Origin of the sequence: Variovorax sp. LjRoot175, assembly GCF_964253805.1 — a bacterium.
Taxonomy (GTDB): Bacteria; Pseudomonadota; Gammaproteobacteria; order Burkholderiales; family Burkholderiaceae_C; genus Variovorax.
Map to the genome: position 1 here is coordinate 1,511,382 of NZ_CAXURY020000001.1, position 23,632 is coordinate 1,535,013.

General features: G+C 68.4%; 24 protein-coding genes. 13 read left to right on the forward strand and 11 right to left on the reverse strand.

Annotation, left to right across the window (positions count from 1 at the left end; all coding sequences use genetic code 11):
* Nucleotides 1-2 precede the first annotated feature (2 nt).
* The 4 genes from ACSQ89_RS07555 to ACSQ89_RS07570 are packed head-to-tail and all read left to right on the forward strand — an operon-like array spanning nt 3 to nt 3,656.
* Nucleotides 3-293, forward strand: coding sequence for a FeoA family protein (locus ACSQ89_RS07555; protein WP_436292622.1), 291 nt, complete (start codon nt 3-5; stop codon nt 291-293).
* Nucleotides 286-2,184 (forward strand): ferrous iron transporter B, encoded by a 1,899-nt coding sequence (gene feoB / locus ACSQ89_RS07560; RefSeq protein ID WP_436292623.1) that lies wholly within the window; start codon nt 286-288, stop codon nt 2,182-2,184. Before ACSQ89_RS07555 ends, feoB begins: the two co-directional genes overlap by 8 nt.
* Before the next feature lies 1 nt (nt 2,185).
* Complete coding sequence (locus ACSQ89_RS07565) at nt 2,186-2,467, forward strand: DUF6587 family protein (protein ID WP_436292624.1); 282 nt, start codon at nt 2,186-2,188, stop codon at nt 2,465-2,467.
* Nucleotides 2,468-2,474: 7 nt separating this feature from the next.
* Nucleotides 2,475-3,656 carry an FAD-dependent monooxygenase gene (locus ACSQ89_RS07570; protein WP_093106473.1) on the forward strand — a complete coding sequence of 394 codons (1,182 nt, stop codon included), beginning with the start codon at nt 2,475-2,477 and terminating at the stop codon, nt 3,654-3,656.
* Nucleotide 3,657: 1 nt separating this feature from the next.
* Here the strand turns inward: ACSQ89_RS07570 and ACSQ89_RS07575 are convergent, their stop codons facing one another.
* From ACSQ89_RS07575 to ACSQ89_RS07600, 6 genes are all read right to left on the reverse strand, one after another.
* Entirely contained in the window at nt 3,658-4,908 is a 1,251-nt protein-coding gene (locus ACSQ89_RS07575) for an SMI1/KNR4 family protein (protein WP_436292625.1), read from the reverse strand.
* A gap of 38 nt (nt 4,909-4,946) precedes the next feature.
* Nucleotides 4,947-5,783, reverse strand: a complete 837-nt coding sequence (kynA, locus tag ACSQ89_RS07580) for a tryptophan 2,3-dioxygenase (protein WP_093106468.1) — start codon at nt 5,781-5,783, stop codon at nt 4,947-4,949.
* Between the two features lie 12 nt (nt 5,784-5,795).
* Complete coding sequence (gene kynU, locus ACSQ89_RS07585; RefSeq protein ID WP_436292626.1) at nt 5,796-7,094, reverse strand: kynureninase; 1,299 nt, start codon at nt 7,092-7,094, stop codon at nt 5,796-5,798.
* Nucleotides 7,091-7,735 (reverse strand): arylformamidase, encoded by a 645-nt coding sequence (gene kynB, locus ACSQ89_RS07590; RefSeq protein WP_436292627.1) that lies wholly within the window; start codon nt 7,733-7,735, stop codon nt 7,091-7,093. The genes kynU and kynB overlap by 4 nt, the downstream gene beginning before the upstream one ends.
* A 74-nt stretch (nt 7,736-7,809) precedes the next feature.
* Nucleotides 7,810-8,745 carry an ornithine carbamoyltransferase gene (argF, locus tag ACSQ89_RS07595; protein ID WP_093106461.1) on the reverse strand — a complete coding sequence of 312 codons (936 nt, stop codon included), beginning with the start codon at nt 8,743-8,745 and terminating at the stop codon, nt 7,810-7,812.
* Entirely contained in the window at nt 8,742-9,947 is a 1,206-nt protein-coding gene (locus ACSQ89_RS07600) for an aspartate aminotransferase family protein (protein ID WP_093106459.1), read from the reverse strand. Before ACSQ89_RS07600 ends, argF begins: the two co-directional genes overlap by 4 nt.
* 161 nt (nt 9,948-10,108) lie before the next feature.
* Between ACSQ89_RS07600 and ACSQ89_RS07605 the strand changes: the two genes are divergently transcribed.
* Nucleotides 10,109-10,432, forward strand: coding sequence for a DUF3579 domain-containing protein (locus tag ACSQ89_RS07605; RefSeq protein WP_093106458.1), 324 nt, complete (start codon nt 10,109-10,111; stop codon nt 10,430-10,432).
* Between the two features lie 126 nt (nt 10,433-10,558).
* On the opposite strand, the gene rpsT is transcribed toward ACSQ89_RS07605, so the two are convergent.
* Complete coding sequence (gene rpsT / locus ACSQ89_RS07610; protein ID WP_093106455.1) at nt 10,559-10,873, reverse strand: 30S ribosomal protein S20; 315 nt, start codon at nt 10,871-10,873, stop codon at nt 10,559-10,561.
* 116 nt (nt 10,874-10,989) lie between these two features.
* On the opposite strand from rpsT, the gene murJ reads away from it, so the two are divergent.
* From murJ to yccS, 4 genes are read left to right on the forward strand one after another with little or no spacing between them, the layout of a single operon-like run.
* Nucleotides 10,990-12,555 (forward strand): murein biosynthesis integral membrane protein MurJ, encoded by a 1,566-nt coding sequence (murJ, locus tag ACSQ89_RS07615; RefSeq protein WP_436292628.1) that lies wholly within the window; start codon nt 10,990-10,992, stop codon nt 12,553-12,555.
* A 55-nt stretch (nt 12,556-12,610) separates the two neighbouring features.
* Nucleotides 12,611-13,462, forward strand: coding sequence for a SirB1 family protein (locus tag ACSQ89_RS07620; RefSeq protein WP_093106450.1), 852 nt, complete (start codon nt 12,611-12,613; stop codon nt 13,460-13,462).
* On the forward strand, nt 13,462-13,884 hold the full coding sequence (locus tag ACSQ89_RS07625) for a bleomycin resistance protein (protein WP_093106447.1): 423 nt from the start codon (nt 13,462-13,464) through the stop codon (nt 13,882-13,884). Before ACSQ89_RS07620 ends, ACSQ89_RS07625 begins: the two co-directional genes overlap by 1 nt.
* Before the next feature lie 39 nt (nt 13,885-13,923).
* The gene (yccS, locus tag ACSQ89_RS07630; protein WP_436292629.1) at nt 13,924-16,179 is read left to right on the forward strand and encodes a YccS family putative transporter; all 2,256 of its coding nucleotides are present in this window, start codon (nt 13,924-13,926) and stop codon (nt 16,177-16,179) included.
* On the opposite strand, the gene ACSQ89_RS07635 is transcribed toward yccS, so the two are convergent.
* From ACSQ89_RS07635 to purM, 4 genes are all read right to left on the reverse strand, one after another.
* Nucleotides 16,168-17,157, reverse strand: coding sequence for a GlxA family transcriptional regulator (locus ACSQ89_RS07635; protein WP_093106442.1), 990 nt, complete (start codon nt 17,155-17,157; stop codon nt 16,168-16,170). The two genes, yccS and ACSQ89_RS07635, sit on opposite strands and share 12 nt — an antisense overlap.
* A 13-nt stretch (nt 17,158-17,170) precedes the next feature.
* On the reverse strand, nt 17,171-17,743 hold the full coding sequence (locus tag ACSQ89_RS07640; RefSeq protein ID WP_093106440.1) for an isochorismatase family protein: 573 nt from the start codon (nt 17,741-17,743) through the stop codon (nt 17,171-17,173).
* A gap of 108 nt (nt 17,744-17,851) precedes the next feature.
* Entirely contained in the window at nt 17,852-18,826 is a 975-nt protein-coding gene (locus ACSQ89_RS07645) for an AI-2E family transporter (protein ID WP_139191678.1), read from the reverse strand.
* A gap of 98 nt (nt 18,827-18,924) precedes the next feature.
* Entirely contained in the window at nt 18,925-19,989 is a 1,065-nt protein-coding gene (gene purM, locus ACSQ89_RS07650; RefSeq protein ID WP_093106437.1) for a phosphoribosylformylglycinamidine cyclo-ligase, read from the reverse strand.
* 173 nt (nt 19,990-20,162) lie between these two features.
* Between purM and hda the strand changes: the two genes are divergently transcribed.
* The 4 genes from hda (at nt 20,163) to ACSQ89_RS07670 (ending at nt 23,626) form a co-directional block, all read left to right on the forward strand.
* Nucleotides 20,163-20,849: a DnaA regulatory inactivator Hda gene (gene hda / locus ACSQ89_RS07655; protein ID WP_093106434.1), complete on the forward strand. Its 687-nt coding sequence runs from the start codon at nt 20,163-20,165 to the stop codon at nt 20,847-20,849.
* 27 nt (nt 20,850-20,876) lie between these two features.
* Nucleotides 20,877-22,433 carry a polynucleotide adenylyltransferase PcnB gene (gene pcnB / locus ACSQ89_RS07660; RefSeq protein WP_093106431.1) on the forward strand — a complete coding sequence of 519 codons (1,557 nt, stop codon included), beginning with the start codon at nt 20,877-20,879 and terminating at the stop codon, nt 22,431-22,433.
* Nucleotides 22,430-22,891: a 2-amino-4-hydroxy-6-hydroxymethyldihydropteridine diphosphokinase gene (gene folK / locus ACSQ89_RS07665; protein ID WP_436292631.1), complete on the forward strand. Its 462-nt coding sequence runs from the start codon at nt 22,430-22,432 to the stop codon at nt 22,889-22,891. The genes pcnB and folK overlap by 4 nt, the downstream gene beginning before the upstream one ends.
* A gap of 90 nt (nt 22,892-22,981) precedes the next feature.
* Nucleotides 22,982-23,626: a DUF47 domain-containing protein gene (locus ACSQ89_RS07670; protein WP_093106846.1), complete on the forward strand. Its 645-nt coding sequence runs from the start codon at nt 22,982-22,984 to the stop codon at nt 23,624-23,626.
* Nucleotides 23,627-23,632: the final 6 nt, after the last annotated feature.

A 23,632-nucleotide genomic window follows, 5' to 3' on the forward strand; every position in this document is an offset into this window, starting at 1 on the left:
GGGTGACCACCACGAACGGCGCGGCCTTGGCCGCCATCAGCCTCGATCAGCTTCCCAGCAACCAGTGGGCGACCGTGCTCGATGTGCTTCGGCCCGATGAAGCGGAAGGCCGGGAGCTGGTGCTGCGCCTGACCGAGATCGGCTTCGTGCCCGGCGAGGCGGTGCGCATCGTTGCCAATGGCGTGCCGGGCCGCGAGCCGCTGGCCGTGCGCCTGGGCCACACCACCTTCGCGCTGCGCCGCCACGAGGCCTCGTTCATCCGCGTGATGCCGGGAGCCGCGCAGCATGGTTGAAGCGACGCTGAACTTCCAGCCCGGCGCCGCTGTCTCGTCGGCGCCGCCGGGCCGCATCGCGCTCCTGGGCAATCCCAACTGCGGCAAGACGGCGCTGTTCAATCTGCTGACGGGCAGCCGCCAGAAAGTGGCCAATTACGCCGGCGTGACGGTCGAGCGCAAGGAAGGCCTGCTGCGCACCGCCGCCGGCCGGCGCGTGTTCGTGCTCGACCTGCCGGGCGCCTACAGCCTCAATGCGCTGTCGGCGGACGAGGCGGTGACGCGCGACGTGGTCACCGGCAGGAGCCAGGAGGCGCTGCCCGATCTGCTGGTGTGCGTGACCGACGCCACCAACCTGCGGCTCAACCTGCGGCTGGTGCTCGAGGCCAAGCGCCTGGGCCTGCCGATGGTGGTGGCGCTGAACATGACCGACATGGCGAAGAAGCAGGGCATCGTGGTCGATGTCGCGCTGCTTTCGCGCGAGCTCGGCGTGCCGGTGATCGAGACCGTCGGCGTGCATGCCGGCGGCGCCAAGGGCCTGCTCGAGGCGCTCGATGCGCCGGTGGCGGTCGCGGCGCCCCAGCCCTGGCAGGCGCCGGGGCTCGACGACGTGCTCGCCACGCAGCGCGAGGTGCGCCGCATCCTCGGCGTGGCGGTGCGCGAGCCGGTCGGCAGCCTGGCCGCCAGCGACCGCATCGACCGCGTGGTGATGCATCCGGTGTGGGGCATGCTGGTGCTCGCCGTCACGCTGTTCCTGATGTTCCAGGCCGTGTTCAGTTGGGCCAACGTGCCGATGGACGCGATCAAGGACGCAACCGCCGCCTTCGGCGAACTCATCAAGCGCTTCGTGCCCGAGGGCATGCTGCAGAGCCTGCTGGTCGACGGCATCATCGCCGGCGTGGGCGGCGTGATCGTATTCCTGCCGCAGATCCTGATCCTGTTCCTGTTCATCCTCGCCCTGGAAGACTCCGGCTACCTGCCGCGCGCGGCCTTCCTGCTCGACCGCGTGATGGGCACCGTGGGCCTGTCGGGCCGCTCCTTCATTCCGCTGCTGTCGAGCTTCGCCTGCGCCATTCCGGGGGTGATGGCCACGCGCACCATCAGCAACTGGCGCGACCGGCTCACCACGATCATGATCGCGCCGCTGATGACCTGCTCGGCGCGGCTGCCGGTCTATGCGCTCCTGATCGCGGCCTTCATCCCGGCGCGCACCGTGAGCGGCGTGTTCAACCTGCAAGGCGTGGTGTTGTTCGCGCTTTACGTGTTCGGCATCGTCTCGGCGATGGCGGTGGCTTGGGTCATGAAGCGCTTCCGCGACAGCAAGCAGCATTCGCCGCTGATGATGGAACTGCCGGCCTACCGCTGGCCCAACCTGCGCAACCTGGCGCTGGGCCTTTATGAACGGGCGTGGATCTTCATCCAGCGCGTGGGCACGATCATCCTCACGCTCACGATCCTGCTGTGGTTCCTCTCGACCTTCCCGTCGCCGCCCGAGGGCGCGACCGGCCCGGCGATCCAGTACAGCCTGGCCGGCATGATCGGCCGCGGGCTGGAGCACATCTTTGCGCCCATCGGCTTCAACTGGCAGATCTCGATCGCGCTGGTGCCGGGCATGGCGGCGCGCGAGGTGGCGGTGGGCGCGCTCGGCACGGTGTATGCGCTGTCGGCCACCGGCGACGACGTCGCGGGCCAGCTCGAGCCGCTGATCGCCGGCAGCTGGTCGCTCGCCACGGCGCTGTCGCTCCTGGTCTGGTACGTGTTCGCGCCGCAGTGCATCTCGACGCTGGCCGCGGTCAAGCGCGAGACCGGTTCGTGGCGCTACGTGTGGATCATGGCCGGCTATTTGTTCGCGCTCGCCTACATTGCGTGCTGGATAACCTATAGGGTTGCTCTGGCACTCACAGGAGGATGAGATGACACAACAGATCATCGTCGGGCTGATCGTCGCGCTGGCCGCGATCTATGCGGTCTGGCGCTGGATGCCCGCCGGCTGGCGCCGCGCCGCGGCGGCGAGGCTCGCGTCGGGCACGCAGCGCGCGGGCCTGGTCGATGCGGAGCAGGCACGGCAGTTGGCCGAGTCGCTGGCCAAGAGCTCGGGCTGCGGCTCGTGCGACAGCTGCGGCAGTTGCGGCACCACCAAGAGCAGTCCTTCGGCAGCGCCGGATCGCGCAAAGCCAGCGACGCGCGCGCATTGAGCGGGGCATGCCGGCCGCTCACATCCTGATCGCAGGCGGGGGCATTGCGGGTCTGGCGAGCGCGCTCGCGCTGGCTCGCCGCCGCCACCGCATCGACCTGTTCGAACAGGCCGTGGCTTTCGGCGAGGTCGGTGCCGGCATCCAGCTCGGCCCCAACGTCACGCGCCGGCTGCAGTCGCTGGGCGTGTGGGAGCCGCTTGTGCGCATCGCGGCGCGGCCCGAGGCGCTGGTGGTGCGCAGCGCGACCAGCGGCCTGGAGATCGCCCGCCTGCCGCTCGGCAATGCGATGCTGCGAAGCTATGACTCCCCTTATCTTTGCGTGCACCGCGCCGACCTGCATGCACTGCTGCTGGCTGCCGTGCGCGGGAGCGGCGCCGTCACGCTCAACACCGGCACGCGCGTCGACCAGGCGGTGGCGCGTGCCGGCGCGGTCTGCGTGTCGAGTGCGGATGCGCGGGCCTGGGAGGGCGATGCGCTGATCGGCGCCGACGGCCTCTGGAGCGCGGTGCGTTCGCGCGTGGTGGAGGATTCGCCGCCGCCGCGCGCGACCGGCCACACGGCCTGGCGTGCGCTCATCGAGCAATCGGCGCTGCCTGCGGCGCTGCGCAGCACGCAGATCGGCGTCTGGCTCGGGCCGCGGCTGCATGCGGTGGCTTACCCGGTGCGCCGCGGCGATGCGCTCAATGTCGTGGTGCTGGCCGAGGCCGCGCCGGCCGGCGATGCGCGCGATTGGGACCAGGCGAGCAGCCTGGCTGCGCTGCAGGCGGCCACCGGCCGAACCTGCGCCGGCCTCCAGGCGCTGCTGGAAGCGATGCCTTCATGGGGCGCATGGACGCTCAGCGACCGGCCGCCGCTCACCGGACCCGAGCAGATGGCCGGCGAACGCGTGGCCCTGGCCGGCGACGCGGCGCATCCGATGCTGCCCTACCTGGCGCAGGGTGCCGGCATGGCGATCGAGGACGCGGTGGCGCTGGCTGGTGCACTCGATGGAGGCGATTCGGCGGCAGTGCCGGCCGCGCTGGCGCGCTACGCGGCCGCGCGCTGGGAGCGCAACGCCCAGGTTCAGGCGCGGGCGCGGCGCAACGGCGAGATCTTTCATGCCACCGGCCTGGTGCGCGTGGGGCGCGATGCGGCCCTGCGACTGCTCGGCGCGCGGCTGCTCGACGTGCCCTGGCTCTACCGGGCTTGAATCAGAGCGCGAAGCTTTGTAAATGGTCGACACGCTCGGCCAGACCGTGCGCGCCCAGATAGTGGCTGACCTTGCCGGTGCGCACCTCGGCCAGCGAGGTCTCGAGCTCGGCGAGCATCCCGTTCCTGACCGATTCGAAAGCCGCGGGCAGGTCATCGTGGGCCTGGCCGTAGGCAGCGGCGATGAGCCGCGCGGCGGCCGGCGCGCCGCAAGCCACGCACTCTGCGATCGCGGTGGCGCTCGGTTGGGCGCCGTGATCGAGCAGCAGGGTGACGAGTTCGGGCGAGACCGCGCTGTCGATGTAGTCGAGCGCGTCCGGCGCCACCGGCGCACCGGCGCGCACCAGCGCGGCCGCTGCAGCATGGGCACCGTGGCTCAGCGCCAGGTCGGTGGCGATCGCGCTGCCCTGCAGCGGGCCGTCGAGCGCCACGCCGGCCGCCGCCAGCCGTTCGACCAGCGCGGCATCGTCGGTGGCGACCGCATGGCGCAATGCGATGCGCGAGAGCGGGCCGTCCTGGCCCAGCGTGCCATCGGCCAGCGGTGTCTTCCAGTCGACCGTGGCGCGGCGGTAGAACGCGACCAGCTTGTCCATCAGCTCCAGGGACAGGCCGTGCGCTTCGTGACGCTCGTCGAGGTATTCGAGCAGTGCTTGCCCGGTGAAGTAGTCGCCGGCCGGTTCGAGCGGGTCTTCGTCCAGGTGCAGCACGGCAAAGGCTGCGTACAGATCGTGCCCGACGGTCGTCAATCCATCCTCGTGCAGCGCGTGCGCCCAGGCCTCGGGGAGGCCCTGCTTCCACGCCAGGATATGGCCGTAGTCCGCGCCGGGCTCGACCACGGCGTAGATGCGGTCGCTGTATTCGAAGCCGCCGAAGGGCAGGGCGGTGAGCTTGCCGTCCCAGGCTTGGTCGCCCGCCTTGGCGGCTTCCTCCGCCACTTGCCGTTCGTGATCGATCCAGCCCTGCAGGTCGTGGTAGCCGTCGCTGCCGTTCCAGAACAGCTCGCTCCAGCTGACGGCCTCTTCGTTGCCGTTCATGCGCAGGTGGAGGTCGTAGTCGATGCGCCCGCCCGCCGTTTGCTGCCAGAGCGCGACGAGTTCGGGCGGGATCGGCCCGGCGCACAGGGCCTGTACCGTGGCGATCTGCTCGAAGGGAATCGGCGGCCGGGCATCGAAGATCACGCGCTCGGCAAAGAGCACGATGCCGTGCTCGCGCAGCTGGCTCAACTCGTCGTCGGCAAAGAAATCGCTGCTCATCGTCGTCTCCTTGATCGTTGTCGAGCTCGGCGGCGGCGCTACAGGTCGGTACGCAATTTCCAGATCTCCGGGAACAGCACCACATCGAGCATCTTGCGCAGGTAGCTTACCCCGCCGGTGCCGCCCGTGCCACGTTTGAAGCCGATCACGCGCTCGACCGTGGTCACGTGGCGGAAGCGCCAGAGGCGGAAGGCGTCTTCGAGGTCGGTCAGTTCCTCTCCGAGCTGGTAAATGTCCCAGTGAGCCTTCGGGTTGCGGTAGGCCACGAGCCAGGCTTGCTCGACGCCGTCGCTGAGTTCATAAGGCTTGGTCCAGTCGCGCTCGAGGTGGTCGGCCGGAATGTCCAGCCCGCGGCGTGCCAGCAAGCGCAGCGCCTCGTCGTAGAGCGAGGGTGCGCGCCACGCCGCCTCGACCTCGGCCAGCAGCTCGGGGCGGTGCGCATGGGGCTTGAGCATGGCGGCGTTCTTGTTGCCGAGCGCGAACTCGATGCAGCGGTACTGCCAGCTCTGGAAGCCGCTGGAGCTGCCCAGGTAGGGCCGCATCGCGCTGTACTCGGGCGGCGTCATGGTGGCCAGCACGTCCCAGGCGTGTACCAACTGCTCCATGATGCGCGAGACGCGCGCCAGCATCTTGAAGGCGCTGGACAGGTCGTCCTCTGCGACGCAGCGGATCGCGGCGCGCAGCTCGTGCAGCATGAGCTTCATCCACAGCTCGCTGGTCTGGTGCTGCACGATGAAGAGCAGCTCGTCGTGTGCCGGCGAGCGCGGATGCTGGGCGTTGAGGATGCTGTCGAGGCTCAGGTAGTCGCTGTAGCTCATCGAGGCGCTGAAGTCCAGCTGCGCCTTTTCGTCGTGGACGATCTTTTCGGTGCTCATGTGCGTCCCTCTCTAGGTCACCGCGAGTTTCTGGTTGAACTCAGGGCGCTTCCATTCCTCGCGCTCCAGGACCTGCACCAGGTGCTCGACGGCATTCCACACGTCTTCGAAGCCGAGGTACAGGGGCGTGAAGCCAAAGCGCAGGATGTCCCTGTCCTCCGATTGCCCTGAGCTCGTCGAATGGGCGGCGCGGAAGTCGCCGATCACGCCGCGCGCGATCAGCGCCTGCACGATGGCGTAGGCACCGGGCTCGTTGTCGCTGAGTGCGAGGCACACCTGCGAACCGCGCTGCGCATGCGCGCGCGGCGTGACCAGCGTGAAGCGGCCTGGGCAGCGTTCTTCCACCAGGGCGATGAAGGCGTCGGTCAACGCCAGCGACTTGGTGCGCAGCGCCGCCATGCTGCCCTGATCGCCGTCGAAAGGCTCGGCGGCCAGTACCGTGTCGAGCCCGCATTCGAGTGCGGACAGGGCGATGATGGGCTGGGTACCGCACAGATAGCGCGTCACGCCCGGCGCCGGCCGGTAGTGCGGCGTGAATTCGAAGGGCGCCGCATGGCCGAACCAGCCCGACAGAGGCTGCTCGAAGCGGCTCGCATGCCGCGCATGCACCCAGACGAAGGCCGGTGCGCCCGGGCCGCCGTTCAAGTACTTGTAGCCGCAGCCGATCGCGAAATCGGCCTCGCTGTCGTTGAGCGCCACCGGCACCGCGCCCGCGCTGTGCGCGAGGTCCCACACCGTGAGCGCGCCGGCCGCGTGGGCCGCGGCCGTGAGCGCCTTCATGTCGTGCATCGCGCCGGTGCGGTAGTTCACGTGCGTGAGCATCAGCACCGCCACTTCGGCGGTCAGTGCCGCGGGCAGCTCGCCGGCCTCGATCAGCTTCAAGGTGAAGCCGCGCTCGCGGCACAGCGACTCGGCGATGTAGAGGTCGGTCGGGAAATTGCTGCGTTCGCTGATCACGACCTGGCGGCCGCTGGCCTTCATCTGCGACAGCGCCGCGAACAGCACCTTGTAGAGATTGACCGAGGTGCCATCGGTGCACACCACCTCGCCGGGCGCCGCGCCGATCAGGCGCGCCAGCTTGTCGCCGAGGCGCTGCGGCAGGTCGATCCAGCTGGCGCTGTTCCAGGAGCGGATCAGGCCTTCGCCCCATTCCTTGGCGACGACCTCGGCGACGCGCGCCGGCGCGGCCTTGGGCAGCACGCCCAGCGAGTTGCCGTCGAGGTAGATCACGTCCTCGGGCAGGATGAACAGGTCGCGCAGGGCGGCGAGGGGGTCTTGCGCGTCGAGGCGCTGGCAATCGTCGAGGGTCATGGTTGGGTAGGTGTGAGTTCGCGCAGCACGGCGCGGACAGGGGAGGCATCGGCCGTCACGAGCTTGAGCGGCAGCGCGATGAGTTCGTAGTCGCCTTCGGGCACGGCGTCGAGCACGAGGTTCTCGAGCACGCGCAGGCCGAGGCGGCGGATGACCTGGTGGCTGTCGAGTGTCTTGCTCTCGGCCGGATCGATGCTGGCGGTGTCGATGCCGATCAGCTTCACGCCCAGCGCGGCCAGGCGCTCGATGGTGGCGGGCGCGTAGGCGGCGAGCGCGCCGTCCCAGCGGTCCATGGGTGCGTGCCGGTAGGTGCGCACCAGCACGCGCGGCGGCAGGTTGTCGGCGGCGTGAGCGAGGTGCTCCCACTCGATCAGGGGCCCGCACTCGATCGCATGGATCACGCGGCAGGGGCCGAGGTAAGGGGAGAGATCGACGTCGCCGATGGTCGCGCCCGCCGGGTCGTAATGCAGCGGTGCGTCGGCATGCGCGCCGACGTGCGGCGACAGCGTGATTTCGCTGACGTTGACCGGGCAGCCCGGCCCGATGGTGGCCGCCCAGCGCTGGCGGTAAGGCGTGTCGCCGGGAAACACCGGCGCGCCTTCATGCACCGGTGGCGAGATATCCCAGATGCGTTGGTTCATGGCGCAAAGTTAGCGCCGCGAACGGGGTCGTGGTGTCGGTTATTTCCAACAGAATGAAAACACCGGCGCGGGAGTCAGTTCGTCTGCCGCCCCAGCAGCAGGAACTCCATCAGCGCTTTCTGCGCATGCAGCCGGTTCTCGGCTTCGTCCCACACCACCGATTGCGGGCCGTCGATCACTTCGGCCTGGACTTCCTCGCCGCGGTGCGCTGGCAGGCAGTGCATGAAGAGGGCGTCGGGATGGGCGACGCGCATCATCTCTTCGTCTACGCACCATTCGGCAAAGGCCGCGCGGCGCGCTTCGTTCTCGGCCTCGTACCCCATGCTGGTCCAGACGTCGGTGGTCACCAGGTCGGCACCGCGGCAGGCTTCCATCGGGTCCTTGAACACCTTGTAGCTGTCGGCCGAGCGGATGCCGGCGATCGACTGGTCGACCTCGTAGCCGCTGGGCGTGCTCACATGCACCTTGAAGCCGAGAATCTCGCTGGCTTGCAGCCAGGTGTTGGCCATGTTGTTGCCGTCGCCGACCCAGGCCACCGTCTTGCCGGCGATCGAGCCACGGTGCTCGATGAAGGTGAAGATGTCGGCCAGGATCTGGCAGGGATGGAATTCGTTGGTGAGGCCGTTGATCACCGGCACGCGCGAATGCGCCGCGAAGGCCTCGATCTTGGTCTGCTCGTAGGTGCGGATCATCACCAGGTCGACCATGCGGCTGATGACCTTGGCGCTGTCCTCGATCGGCTCGGCACGGCCGAGCTGGCTGTCGCCGGTGGTCAGGTGCACCACGCTGCCGCCCAACTGGTACATGCCGGCCTCGAAGCTCACGCGGGTGCGGGTCGAGGCCTTCTCGAAGATCATGGCCAGCGTGCGATCGACCAGCGGCTGGTGCTTCTCGTAGGCCTTGAACTTCTTCTTGATCAGCGCGGCACGCGCGAAGACGTGCGCGTACTCGTCGGCCGTGAAGTCGGAAAACTGCAGGTAGTGCCGGATGGCGGGTGTCTTGTCGCTCATGGCCGAGGCTCCGCGAGGAAGGCTTTCACGATCGGCGCCAGGATCGCGACGATCTCGTCCGCTTCGGCGATGCTGAGGATCAGCGGCGGCACCAGGCGGATCACGCTGTCGGCCGTCACGCTGAGCAGCAGGCCGGCATCGCAGGCGCGGTTGAGGATCACGCCGCAGGGCCGGTCGAGCTCGATGCCGAGCATCAGGCCCTGGCCGCGGATTTCCGTCACGCCCGCCAGGCCGCCCAGCTCGCGCTCCAGCGCGGCCTTGAGATGCGCGCCGACATTGGCTGCGTTCTCGAGCAGCTTGTGCTCTTCCATGATCCGGATGGTCTCGATGCCGGCGCGCATCGCGAGCGGATTGCCGCCGAAGGTCGTGCCGTGGTTGCCCGGGCCGAACAGGTTGGCGGCGCGCGGACCTGCGACGACGGCGCCGATCGGCACGCCCGAGCCGAGGCCCTTGGCCAGCGGCATCACGTCCGGCAAGATGTCCGCCCACTGGTGCGCGAACCACTTGCCGGTGCGGCCCATGCCGCACTGAACCTCGTCGATCATCATGAGCCAGTCGCGCTCGTCGCACAGCGCGCGCACCTGGCGCAGGTACTCCCAGCGCATCGGATGGATGCCGCCTTCGCCCTGGATTGTTTCGAAGAACACGGCCACCACGTTCGGATTGCCTTCGGTCGCCTTCTTGAGCGCTTCGATGTCGTTGAGCGGCACGCGGATGAAGCCTTCGACCAGCGGGCCGAAGCCCTTCTGCACCTTGGGATTGCCGGTGGCCGACAGCGTGGCGATGCTGCGGCCGTGGAAGGCGGCCTCGTAGACCACGATCTCGGGGCGCTCGATCCCCTTGTCATGGCCGAACTTGCGCGCCAGCTTGAGCGCGGCCTCGTTGGCCTCCAGCCCGGTGGAGCAGAAGAAGGCGTTGGTGAGGCCCGAGAGCTCGGTCAGCTTGGTCGCCAGCTGTTCCTGGCCGGGCACGTGGTAGTAGTTGGAGCTGTGGATCAGCTTGGCGATCTGGTCCTGCAGCGCGGGCACCAGCTCGGGGTGGTTGTGGCCCAGCGTGTTGACGGCAATCCCGCCCAGGCCGTCGAGGTAGGCGCGGCCTTCGGTGTCCCACACTCGGCAGCCCTGGCCGTGCGACAGCGCGATCGGCAGGCGGCCGTAGGTGTTCATGACGTGGGGCGACGAGGGGGCGGCAGTGGCGCTCATACGATCTCCGGAAAAGGGAACGCGGATTCTAGGCGTGCCCTTTGACAGCATCGTTGAGGATTGAGCATCACAGCAATGTCCTCGCAGGTGTCGCTCGCGGGACCGCCGGATAGAATCGTTGTGCAGCGCAGCACAAGTGCGCGTTTCCTTCTCGCCGACCGATGGTTTCCCCCTCCGCCAAAGAAGTTTTCATCCAGGGCATCACCCAAGATGGCCGGACATTTCGCCCGAGCGACTGGGCGGAGCGACTGGCGGGCGTGATGTGTTCGTTCCGCCCGGGCGGGCCCCAGCCCGGGAGTCATCTGAACTACTCGCCCTGGTGCGTGCCCACGGTCATCAATGGCATCAAGTGCGTGGTGGTCAGCAGCGAATTGCGCGAGGCCGAGGTGATGGCCTGGGACTTCGTGATGAATTTCGCCAGGGACAACGGGCTGCAAGTGGTGGAGGCTTGCCTGGTGCCGGATGCCAAAACAGGTCGCCCATGAAGAACCGCCCGAAGGCGGGCGGACATGAAAAAACCGCCCGAAGGCGGTTTTGTCACTTTGCTGCAGCGCACCCCGATCAAACGGCGGACTGGCTGAAAACCGGTCCGGGCTTAATGCCTGATGACGTCAGGCGGCGGCCTTTTCAGGGGCGAGGGCCAGGGTCTTGACCTTGGCCGCGAGGCGGCTCTTGTCGCGAGCGGCCTTGTTCTTGTGGAAGATGCCCTTGTCGGCGACGGTGTCGACGATGCTCTGGGCCTTCGCGAAGAGTTCTGCCGCCTTGGTCTTGTCGCCGGCGAGCACCGCCTTTTCGACATTCTTCACGGCGGTGCGGTATTTGGAGCGCAGCGAGGTGTTCGCGGCGTTGAGCTTGACGTCCTGGCGGACGCGTTTACGGCCCGACGCGAGGCGCGGGTTCTTTTTCTTGGGCTTGGCGGATGCCATGGATGTGTTCCTTAGGTGTCTGAGGATGATGCAGCAAAGCCCTCCATTATAGGCGAGGAGCCCGAGGCCGTCCTGCAGGCCCGGAAGAGCACGCGCGGCCACATACACTTCCGCCCGTGTCCCTGTTCAAATCCGCCTCCACCGTCTCCCTGCTGACGCTCGCCTCCCGGGTCACGGGGCTCGTCCGCGACGTGCTCATGACCTCGGTGTTCGGCGTCAGCGCGATGACCGACGCCTTCTACGTCGCCTTTCGCATCCCCAACCTGTTCCGGCGCGTGTTCGGCGAAGGCGCCTTCAGCCAGGCTTTCGTGCCGGTGCTGGCCGCCAGCAAGACGGAGCGCGGCGAGGAGGGCGCCAAGGAACTGGTGGATCACGTGGCGACGCTCCTGACCTGGACTTTGGTCGTCGTCTGCGCGGCCGGGGTGATTGCAGCGCCGCTGATGGTCTGGGCCATGGCCAGCGGCCTCAAACAGAATCCGCAGGGCTTCGATGCCGCGGTCATCATGACGCGCTGGATGTTTCCCTACATCGGTTTCATGTCGCTGGTCGCGCTGGCCGGCGGCATTCTCAACACCTGGCGCAAGTTCGTGGTGCCGGCGGCGTCGCCGGTGTTGCTGAACGTGGCGCTGATCCTCTCGATCGTGCTCGGCGCGCCGTGGTTCCGGCGGCTCGGTATCGAGCCGATCTATGCCCAGTGCGTGGGCGTGATGGTGGGCGGGGTGCTGCAACTGGCGCTGCAGATACCGGCCCTGCGCGGGCTCGGCATGATGCCGCGCATCGGTGCCAGCATCGCGGCGATCCGTGCGGCCTGGGCCGATCCGACGACGCGCAAGATCACCAAGCTGATGCTGCCGGCGTTGGTCGGCGTCAGCGTGGCGCAGATCTCGCTGCTCATCAACACACAGATCGCGTCTCATCTGGCGACCGGCAGTGTCAGCTGGGTCACCAACGCCGATCGCCTGATGGAATTCCCGACCGCCATGCTGGGCGTGGCGCTGGGCGTGGTGCTGATGCCGCAGCTCGCAGGCGCGCGTGCCGCCAAGGATGACGTGCGCTATTCGTCGATGCTCGACTGGGGCCTGCGCCTCGTGGTACTGCTCTCGGTGCCCTGCGCGTTGGCCCTGCTTGTTTTCTCCAAGCCTCTGGTCGCCGTGCTGTTCCACAACGGCGCCTTCAACGAGTTGCACGTGCAGCGAACCAGCATGGCGCTCATGGGCTACGGGGTCGGCCTGGTCGGCCTGGTGGCGATCAAGGTGCTGGCGCCGGGCTACTACGCCAAACACGACACGCGCACGCCGATGCTGATCGCCGTGGTGGTGCTGGTGCTCACGCAACTGCTCAACATCGTCCTCGTGCCGGTGCTGCAGCATGCGGCGCTGACACTGACGATCGGCATCGGGGCGCTGATCAACGCGAGCTGGCTGCTGGTCGGCCTGATCCGGCGCGGCAGCTACCAGCCCGAGCCGGGCTGGGGCAAGTTCGTGCTGCAGGTGATGGCCGGCGCCCTGGTGCTGGGTGCGCTGCTGGTCTGGGGCGCCCAGCACTTCGACTGGATCGGTTTGCAGGCCGAGCGCCTGCGCCGCATCGGCCTGCTGGCGGCGCTGATCGTGGGCGCCGCGCTCCTCTATTTCGCGGTGCTTGCGCTCGTCGGTGTCAAGTTGCGCAGTTTTGTGCGCCGTTGAAACGCGACGCATGCAGCCGCCTTGACGCTCTCCGCGCGCTCCTCTACAAAGACACATGACGTTCAGCTTCTCGGCGCCCACTGCTCTGGAGTACTTCGACTCGCTTGTCAAGAGCGACGATCACTTTCCCCTGCTCGAAGCGGCCGCCAGCCTGGCGCAGGACGAATATCCCGAACTCGACGTGCAACAGGTGCTGGGCGACGTCGACCAGTTGCTCGCGCGGCTCAGGCGCCGCCTGCCCGCCGACGCGGCGCCGCTGCAGCGCCTGCGGGCGCTCAACCAGTTCTTCTTTCATGACCTGAGCTTCGGCGGCAACGTCAACGACTACTACGATCCCGACAACAGCTACCTCAATGCCGTGCTGCGCACGCGCCGCGGCATCCCGATCTCGCTGGCCGTGCTGTGGATGGAGCTTGCGCAGGGCCTGGGCCTGCAGGCGCGGGGCGTGGGTTTTCCGGGCCACTTCATGCTCAAGGTCACGCTGCCGAAGGGACAGGTGGTGATCGACCCCTTCACCGGCAAGTCGCTCTCGCGCGAAGAGCTCAGCGAGCGGCTCGAGCCCTACAAGCGCAGCAACGGCCTGGTCGGCGACTTCGACGTGCCGCTGGGCCTGTACCTGCAGCCGGCCTCGCCGCGCGAAATCATCGGCCGGATGCTGCGCAACCTGAAAGAAATCCATCGCGCGCAGGAAGACTGGCAGCGCGCGATCGCGGTGCAGGACCGGCTGGTGGCGCTGTTTCCCGAAGCCTGGGGCGAGTACCGCGACCGCGGCCTGGCGCATGCCGAGCAGGGCAACAGCGCGCTGGCGGTGCGCGACCTCGAAACCTATTTGATGCACGCCGAAGACGCGCTCGACATCGATGCGATCGCCGAACGCGTCGCTGCGCTGCGCCGGACGGAGAACTGATGGACCAGGCCAAGGCCACGGGGGTCGACCTCGGCACGCGGCACGAGTTCCACGGCATCCAGCCGGTGCTGCCGGTGGCCGACGCGTCACGCGCCGCGCGCTACTTCTGCGACGTGCTGGGCTTCGAGCTCGACTTCATCGCCGGCGAGCCGCCGAGCTATGCGCGCGTGAAGAAAGGCGATCGCAGCTACGGCGACCCGGTCTACATCCGCCTTTGGCAATGCGGCCGGCGCGAAGCCGATCCCTGGCGCGGCGAGATCGTGATACATGTCGGCCAGGATGTCGACGGACTGCATGCCGCCTACCTGAAGCGCGGCGTCAACGTGATCGAACCGGTGGCGTCGCAGCCCTGGGGCCTGCGGGAGTTCGCGATCCGCGAGCCCGACGGGCACGTGCTGCGCTTCTGCGGCTACCTGCCTTAGCTGCCCGTGCCGTGGCACGCATCATGCGTGACCACGGCAATGATTTCACTTGCAGGCTACACCTTTCGCCAGCGGCTTCGCGCATTCGCAGGCCGGGCGCAGCCGCTGCGGGTGCTGCTCACGTTGGGCAGCCTGGTGGCGCTGTGCGAGTTCACCGGGCATCCCGAGGCGTTGATCCCGCTGTTTCTGGGCGCCATCGCGAGCGCGCTGGCCGAAACCGATGACAGCTGGCGCGGCCGATTTCGCGCCCAGGTCGTGACGCTGGTCTGCTTTGCAGCGGCGGCGTTCGCGATCGAGGCCTTGATTGGCGAGCCCCTGCTGTTCATCACCGCTCTGGCGCTGGCGGCGTTCTGCCTGACGATGCTGGGCGCGGTCGAGGCGCGCTACAAGGCGATCGGCTTCGCGACGCTCATCCTGGCGGTGTACGCCATGCTCGGCATCGACAACCGGCCCGCGAGCGACGCCGCAGACTGGGTCGAGGCGGTGCTGCTGTTGGCCGGCGCGGCCTGGTACGGGGTGTTTTCGGTGCTCTGGTGCGCGGCCTTTCCGGCCCAGCCGGTGCAGGAGCGCCTGATCAGACTGTTCTCGGTGCTCGGCGACTACGTGCGCTTCAAGGCCTCGCTGTTCGAGCCGCTGCGCGGGATCGACATCGAGCGCAAGCGGCTCTCGCTCGCGCAGCTCAACGCCGAGGTGGTGGCCGAGCTGAATGCCGCCAAGGAAAGCATCTTCAGGCGGATCGGCGCTCGGACACCGACGGGTCGCATCGCGCGCTATCGCGGGCTCTACCTGATCGCGCAGGACGTGCATGAGCGCGCGAGCTCGTCGCACGACGACTACAACGCGCTGGCCGATGCCTTCTTCCACAGTGACCTGCTGTACCGCTGCCAGCGCGTGCTCGGCCTGCAGGGACAGGCTTGCCAGCGCCTCGCCCGTTCGATCACCCGGCGCGAGCCCTTCGTCGCCGACGCCGGGACGGTGCAGGCGCTGGCGGAGCTGCGCAGTGCGATCGAGCAAGAGCGCGAGCGCGCGACCACGCCGGAACGACTGGCGCTGCTGGCCTCGATCGAGGCGCTTGCACGGAACCTCTTGCAGCTCGACGGGCAGCTTGCGGGTGCGAGTCAGCCGGCCGCCCAGGCGGGGCGCACCGACATGGGCTTGTTCGACCGCTCGCCGCGCTCTTGGCGCGAGGTGATGGAGCGCGTGCGGCGCCAACTCACGCCGCGCTCGGCGCTGTTCCGTCACGCGTTGCGGCTGGCGATCGCGCTTGCCGCCGGCTACGGCGTGATGCAGCTGGTTCATCCGGCGCAGGGCTACTGGATCCTCCTGACCACGCTGTTCGTCTGCCAGCAGACCTACAGCGAGACCGTGGCGCGCATGGGCCAGCGCATCGCAGGCACCGCGCTCGGGGTGGTGGTCGGTTGGGCGCTGCTGCAGCTGTTTCCCCAGCCGCTGCTGCAGTCGCTGCTGGCCGTGGTGGCCGGCGTGCTGTTTTTTGCCACGCGCACCACCCGCTACCTGCTGGCCACGGCGGCCATCACGCTGCTGGTGCTGATGTGCTTCAACCAGGTGGGCGATGGCGATGGACTGATCGCGCCGCGGTTGGTCGACACGGCCATCGGCAGCGCCATTGCGGGGCTCGCCGTGCTGTTGGTGCTGCCGCACTGGCAGGCGCGGCGCATCGACGAGCTGGCCGCGACCGCGATGCGCAACCATGCCGGCTACCTGCGACAGATCGTCCAGCAGTACCGCTCGGGCGCGCGCGACGACCTGGCCTACCGGCTCGCGCGGCGCAACGCCCACAACGCCGACGCGGCGCTCTCGACTGCGGTGGCCGACATGTTCCGCGAGCCCGGCTACGTACGGCCGCGCGCAGGCGTGGCGCTGCGATTCCTGATCCGGTCGCACACGCTGTTGAGCTATCTCTCGGCGCTCGGCGCGCACCGCGTTGCGCTGCCCGATGCGGAACGTGCAGCGGTGCTGCGGGAAGCGGCCGAAGGCGCAGCAGCGGCGCTCGATGTCCTGTCTGCCGGGCTGGAGAGGGGGGAGCCCGATGCGGCGGGCGCAGGCCTGGAGGAGTCCTGCGTCCGTGCGGCGCTCGCGACGGCGATCGACCCCAGCGACGGGGCAGACCAGGCCGCCCGCCTCGTTCGCACGGAGCTCACGCTGATCTGGCTGCAGATCGACGCGTTGCGCGACCATGCGCGCGAATGGCTGCAGCCTGAGGGCAAGGTGCCGGCAGAAGCGTCAAGGGCGGCCGAAACCCCGCAGGATGAGTGCACGCCGCTATCGTCTTGATAGCAGATGTGCTTCCGACGGCGAGCCCACCAGACCGAACTGGCGCCAGGCCCGGCGCAGTTGCGTGTCGGAGCCGAAGCCCGAGAGTTCGGCCGCGCGCGTGACGTTGGCGCCCGACTGCAGCGCGAGCTGCGCCGTCGCGAGTCGCAGGCGGCGCAGATAGGCCAGCGGCGCCACGCCCGCGTGCTCCACGAACAGGCGCGTGAGATGGCGCGCCGAGGTGTGAGCCACGTCGGCCATGCGCGGCACGCTCCAATCTGCCTGCGGCTCCTCGCTCACCGCATCCTGCACGCGATGCAGCGCGGGATGCAGATGGTTGCGGTAGGCCAGGAAGGGCGAGAGCTCGGGATCGTGCGGGCCGCGCCGCAGCGCCACCACCATGGTCTGCGCGACCTGCGCCGCGAGCGCTTCGCCGCAGCTTTCGGCGATCCGGTGCAGCATCAGGTCGATGCCGGTCGTCACGCCGGCGCTGCTGTAGAGCGGCGGGTCGATCACGAACACGCGGTTGGCAACCACCTCGCAGCGCGGCTCCACCTGGCGCAATTCGTCCAGATGGTGATGGTGGGTGGTGGCGCGCCGGCCCGCGAGCGCACCCGCGTGGGCCGCGAGCAGGGCACCGGCGCAGATCGTGACGAGCTCGAGCCGGCCGCGCTCGAAGCGCAGGCCGCGCAACCACTGCAGCAAGGCTTGCGCCTGCGGGCCCGCCGTCGAGATCGTGTTGCCCGGCAGTCCCACGAGCACGATCCACGCCGGGCCGTCCCACTGCGCCGGCAGCGGCGACAGGCCGGCGAGGGTCACGCCGACCGAGCCGATCGCCGCCGGGTCCGGAGAGGCGAATTCGATCTTGAAGCGCTCCGGCTGGCCGCTGGCGCGCAATTGCTGGTTGGCGATGCGCAAGGCCTCGGCCGGGCCGGCCCAGTCCAGCACGAGGCTGTGGGGCAGCAGCACGAAGACAACCCGGATCGAGGGCAAGCTCATCGTGCGCGCGGCCTCAGGCCACGGCCAGGGCGCCCGCGCGCTCCAGCGCCTGTTCGACGCTGCAGATCTTGGCAAAACGGCCTTCGAGCACGGTCGCCGTGCGTGCCTTGATGTCGGCTGCGGACAGCGGACGGCCGTCGGGCTGGGCCATGTCGAAAGTCAGCGTGGCATCGAGCACGTAGTCGACCGACCAGCCCAGGTCGGAGGCGTGGCGCGTCGTGGTCTCGCAGCATTGTTCGGTGCGGATGCCGCTCACGATCAGCCGGCCTATGCCGTTCTCGGTGAGCCAGACGTCGAGCCCGCTGTTGACCAGGGCGCTGTGGCGGTGCTTGGTGAAGGTCGCCGCGGCATCGAAGCCGGCCAGTTCCGTGAGCGGCCGCACATGGCCCGATTCGACCGCGAAGGGGTTGCCTGCGCTGGCCGGGCCGTCGACGTGGAAGATGCGAACGATCGGGATGCCGGCCGCCGTGCAGCCTTCGATCAACGCGTTCTGCGCCGCGACGTAGGGGACATAGTCGCGTTGCGCGAAGTAAGGGCGATGGCGAAACGATTCCTGGGCATCGATCACTATCAGACAACTTTTCATGGCGGCAATCTCCTGGAGACGGGTGGATGATGCGCCTTATTCTTCTCCGTTGCCGACATTCCGTCCGCGCTGCGCCAGACAAGAATCGATCAAATCAGGACATGCGACTCAGACGAGCCGGGCGGCCTGCAATTCCTTCTTGAGGTAGGCATAGAACAGCGGCGCCGCCACCAGTCCGGCCGGGCCGAACACCGCCTCGGCCGCGAACATCACGGCCAGCAGTTCCCACACGCCCATCTGCGTGCGGGCGCCCACCACCTTGGCATTGATGAAGTACTCGGCCTTGTGGATCAGGATCAGGAAGGCCAGGCAGGCCAGTGCGGTGATCGGCGATACCGACAGACCGACCACGGTGATCACCGCGTTGCACAGCAGGTTGCCCACGATCGGCACCAGGCCGGCGACGAAGGTCAGCGTGATCAAGGCCGGCGTGTACGGCAGGCGCAGGTCCCATGTCGGCAGCACGAACAGCAGGAAGAGGGCGGTCAGGAAGGTGTTGAAGGCCGCGATCCAGAACTGCGCGGCCACGATCTGGCCGAAGGCCTCGCCGAAAAGAGTGATGCGCTGCCTCAACTGCTCGGCCAGCGGGCGCCGCGTGGGCGGATGGGCGGCAACGGCAGCCAGCGCGCCGACGATCAGGCCGACGTAGGCGAAGAGCAGCCCGCCCAGCCAGGCGCGGCCGGTCAGCGCGAGCGCGCCGGCCTGCGCGCGCAGGTAGCCGGCGACGACGCGCTGCACCTCCGCCGCGCCTTCCGGCAGGTAGGCGCCGATGTCGGGCGGCAGCTTGAGGCGCAGCTCCAGCACCGTGCGCGCGATGTAGTCGAGCAGTTCCTGGTACTGCTCCGGCGCGTTGAGGACAAAGTCGCGCGCCTCGGAGAAAGCCACGCTCAGCAGGCCGATCGGCGCCAGCATCACCAGCGTGGCGGCGATGACGCGCGACCACGAGGGAACGGCGGATGCCAGGCCCTGCGGCCGCAGGGGCACGAAGCGTCGCCGGCCGGCATCCAGCACGCGAGCGATCCAGCGTGTGCCCAGAAAACCGATGCACACGCACAGCAGGCCGGGCAGCAGGCCCTGCCACATGATCAGCAGCAATGCGCCCGCGATCAGCAGGTAGCTCGCCGTCAGCAGCGCGCGCGATGACGGCGTGGAGGGAATATCGCTCACGCGGTGCAGGCCGCTCAGGCCACGACCACGGCCGCGCCGGTACCACGCTCGGCAATGACGCCGATCTCGTGCACCGTCTCGCCCGCGGCGCGCAGCGTCGCCGCGCAGGCGGAGGCCTCGGCCGCATCGATCACGACCACCATGCCGATGCCGTTGTTGAAGGTGCGGTTCATCTCGATGTCGTCGATGCCGGCCACCTTCTGCAGCCAGGCGAAGAGCTCGGTCTGCGGCCAGCTGCCTTTCCTGAGGTGGGCCGCCGTGCCATCGGGCAGCACGCGCGGGATGTTCTCGAGCAGGCCGCCGCCGGTGATATGGGCCAGCGCTTTGATGCCCTGTGCTGAGCCTGTCGAAGCGGGATGCTTGGCCAGTGCCGCCAGCACCGGCTTCACGTACAGCCGCGTCGGCGCCATCACGGCTTCGCGGAAGGGCTGGCCGTCGAGCGTTGCGGGCAGATCGGTGCCTGCGCGCTCGATCACCTTGCGCACCAGGCTGAAGCCGTTGGAGTGCACGCCTGCCGACGCCAGGCCCAGCACCACGTCGCCGGGTTTCACGTTCTGGCCGGTGAGGATCAACGATTTCTCGACCGCCCCGACCGCGAAGCCTGCGAGATCGTATTCGCCGGCCGGGTACATGCCGGGCATCTCGGCGGTCTCGCCGCCGATCAGCGCGCAGCCGCTCAGTTCGCATCCGCGGGCGATGCCGCCCACCACGGCGGCCGCGGTGTCGACGTCGAGCTTGCCGCAGGCGAAGTAGTCGAGGAAGAAGAGCGGCTCGGCACCCTGGACGAGCACGTCATTGACGCTCATGGCCACCAGGTCGATGCCGACGGTGTCGTGCATGTTCCATTCGAAGGCGAGCTTGAGCTTGGTGCCCACGCCGTCGGTGCCGCTCACCAGCACCGGCTCCTTGTAGCGCTTGGGCACCTCGAACAGCGCGCCGAAACCGCCGATGCCGGCCAGCACGCCCTCGCGCATCGTCTTTTTGGCCAGCGGCTTGATGCGGTCGACCAGCGCGTCGCCGGCATCGATGTCGACGCCGGCATCCTTGTAACTGAGCGGGGTGGGCGGGGTGGAGTTCATGGGCTGGCCGGACGAAGGAAGGGAGGGGCGAAAGGAAGGAGGACAATGACGCCGGCAACCGAAGCAGTCGGGCCGATAGAATTCGCCACGATTTTAAGGGCCGCCATGCCCTGTCCCATGAACCCTTCTTTCGCGTCATCCGCGCCACCCCAGCCGCTCTCGGCGGCCATGGCATGAAGCAGCTCGCGCTCGACATCGGCATTGCGACCGGTCCGACGCTCGCGGGCTTCTTCGCCGGGCCGAACGAGCCGGCGCTGCGGCACCTGGCGCTGTGGGTCGGCGACGCGCGCTCGACCACGCTGCATTCTCCGGTGCCGACCTACCTGTGGGGCGAGGGCGGCTGCGGCAAGACGCATCTGCTCGAAGCCGTGCGCGGCGCCTTGCGCGAGCAGGGTGCGAGCGTGGGCTGGCTGCATCCGGGGCTGCTGGACCCGCCCGAGTTCGACGAACGCTGGGGTGCCGTGCTGTTCGACGACGTGCATCTCTACACTGCGGTCCAGCAGCACGCCGCCTTCAATTGGTTCGTCAATGCGCAGAGCCTGCAGCGGGGCGTGGTGGCGGCGGGCACCGTGCCGCCGGCCGATCTGCCGCTGCGCGAGGACCTCCGCACGCGCCTGGGTTGGGGCCATGTGTTCCACTTGCAGGTGCTCGGCGAGTCGGAGCGGCGCGCCGTGCTGCGCCAGGCCGCGGACAGCCGCGGCGTGATGCTGTCGGACGAAGTGCTCGACTACATGCTGCATCGTTTCAGCCGCGATCTCGGCAGCCTGATGGAACTGCTCGCGCAGCTCGACGGCTATGCCTTGCAGACCCAGCGCGCGATCACGATCCCGCTGATCCGGTCGATGCTCGAAAATGAATGAGGGCGCCAGAGGCGCCGAAGCTTTCCAATGATCAAGAAATTCATCGACAAACTCCTCGGCAAATCCGGCGATGCCGCACAGGGCGGCAAGGCCCGTTTCGGCAAGCGCCAGGAGGTGCCCGCCTCGGTGCACGGCATCGACCCGGCGCTGGTCGACGAGCGCGCCAAGAACGTCGTCACCACGCTGCAGGATGCCGGCTATGAGGCCTACGTCGTCGGCGGCGCGGTGCGCGACCTGCTGCTCGGCCTGCGCCCCAAGGACTTCGACGTCGCGACCAACGCGACGCCGGAGCAGGTGAAAAGCCTGTTTCGCCGCGCCTTCATCATCGGCCGGCGCTTTCGCATCGTGCACGTGGTGTACGGCCGCGGGCGCGAGCACGAGGTGATCGAGGTCTCGACCTTTCGTGCCTACATGGACAGCAACGGTGCCGAGCAGGTGGCTGGCAACGAACGCACCAGCAAGGGCGAGCTCGCGGGCATGAAGCACGCGGTCGATGCCAGCGGCCGCGTGCTGCGCGACAACGTCTGGGGCCCGCAGGAAGAAGACGCCGCGCGGCGCGACTTCACGGTCAATGCGATGTACTACGACCCGGCGAGCGAGATCGTGGTCGACTATCACAACGGCATCAAGGACTCGAAGAAGCTCACGCTGCGCATGATCGGCGACCCGATCACGCGCTACCGCGAAGACCCGGTGCGCATCATTCGCGCGATCCGCTTCTCGGCCAAGCTGGCTGCACTCGGCTTCAAGCTCGAGCCCAAGACGGCGGCGCCGCTGGTCGAATCCAGCAAGCTCCTGGCCGACGTGCCGCAAAGCCGCCTGTTCGACGAGATGCTCAAGCTGCTGCAGACCGGCCATGCCGTCGCCACCGTCGCGCAGTTGCGCAAGCTCGAGCTGACGACCGGCATCTACCCCTTGCTCGACGTCGTGGTCGAGCGTGCCGATCTGCCCTTCGTGAAGGCCGCCCTGCAGGACACCGACCGCCGCGTCGGCGAAGGCAAGCCGGTGGCGCCGAGCTTCCTCTTGGCCTGCGTGCTGTGGGCCGATGTGCGCGACGGCTGGGCCCAGCGCGTCGAGGGCCGCCACGGCCAGCGCGCGCAAGCCGCGTTCCCGGCGCTGCAGGATGCGATCGACGACGTGTTCAATGCGCGCATCGGCGACGTCTCGGGCCGCGGCAAGCTGGCCGCCGACATGCGCGAAATCTGGATGATGCAGCCGCGCTTCGACAAGCGCACGGGCGCCACGCCCTACAGCCTGGTCGAGCAGGCGCGCTTTCGTGCGGCCTTCGACTTCATGCGCTTGCGCGCCGACGTCGGCGAGGTCAGCGAAGCGATCGCCGAGTGGTGGCAGGAGTTCAGCACGGCCGACGAGGTGCGCCGCCAAGACCTCTTGGACCAGGTGCGCGACGAGCAGCACAAGAGACCCCGCCAGCGCGTGCCTGCCGCGCGTGCGCCGGCGGCCGCCGCCGACGAGGCTCAGCTTCCGCCCGACGGTGAAGTCGCTGCCGCCGCGCCGCGCAAGCGCCGCCGCAGGCGCAAGCCGCGCAGCGGCGGCGAAGCCGGCAGCAGCGTCGCGGCCGAATGACGGCGAGCCGGGCCTACGTCGCAATCGGCGCCAACCTGGGCGACGCGCGCGCGACGGTGAGGCAGGCGATGGACGATCTGGCGGCGCTGCCCGGCACGCGCGTCGGGGCACGCTCTTCGCTCTATCGCAGCGCGCCTGTCGATGCCCTGGGGCCCGATTTCATCAATGCGGTGGTCGAACTCGAGACCGAACTCGATCCGACGGCGCTGCTGGCCGAGCTCCAGCGCCTCGAGAGCGGCGCGGGCCGCGAGCGTCCCTACCGCAATGCGCCGCGCACCCTTGATCTCGATCTGCTGCGCCATGGCGAGGTGGTGATGGACACGGCGGTGCTGACGCTGCCGCATCCGCGCATGGGCGAGCGCGCCTTCGTGCTCGTGCCGCTGGCGGAGATCGCGCCGGAGCAGGTTACGCCGGCCCAGCTCGCCCAGGTGGCCGACCAGCGCATCGAGCGCCTCTGACCTTCGTCTGCGCGCCCGACCAGTACACTTGCGCGGTTTTTTTCACGATGGCGTCACATGAGTGTGGTGGCCGAGATCCAGGAGAGCGCCATGTTCGGCAAGCTGCTGCCCCGCGAGGGGAATTTTTTCGAGATGTTCAATCAGCACGCCGACCGCATCGTCGAAGCCGCGCGCGCCTTCGAGCAACTCGTCGCCAACTACAACGACCTGCATCTGCGCGAGCAGTACAACCGCGATGTCGACAATGCCGAGCGCGCTGCCGACCGCGTGACGCATGACGTCAACCGGTTGATCCACAAGACCTTCATCACGCCGATCGACCGCGAGCAGATCCACAAGCTGATCAACACGATGGACGACGTGGCCGACCTGATCCAGGACTCGGCCGAGACCATGGCGCTCTACGACGTGCGCCACATGACGGAGGAGATCACGCGCCTGACCACGCTCAGCGTGAAGTGCTGCGAGCGAGTGAAGGACGCGGTCAAGTTCCTCGGCAAGATCACCGACCCGGCCACCGCCGAGGCCACGCTCAAGACCTGCGAGGAAATCGACCGGCTCGAGTCCGACGCCGACCGCGTGATGCGCAGCGCGATGAGCAAGCTGTTCCGCGAAGAGCCGGACGTGCGCGAAGTCATCAAGCTCAAGGCCATCTACGAGCTGCTGGAGACGATTACCGACAAATGCGAAGACGTCGCCAACGTGATCGAGGGCATCGTCCTCGAGAACTCCTGAGCGCGG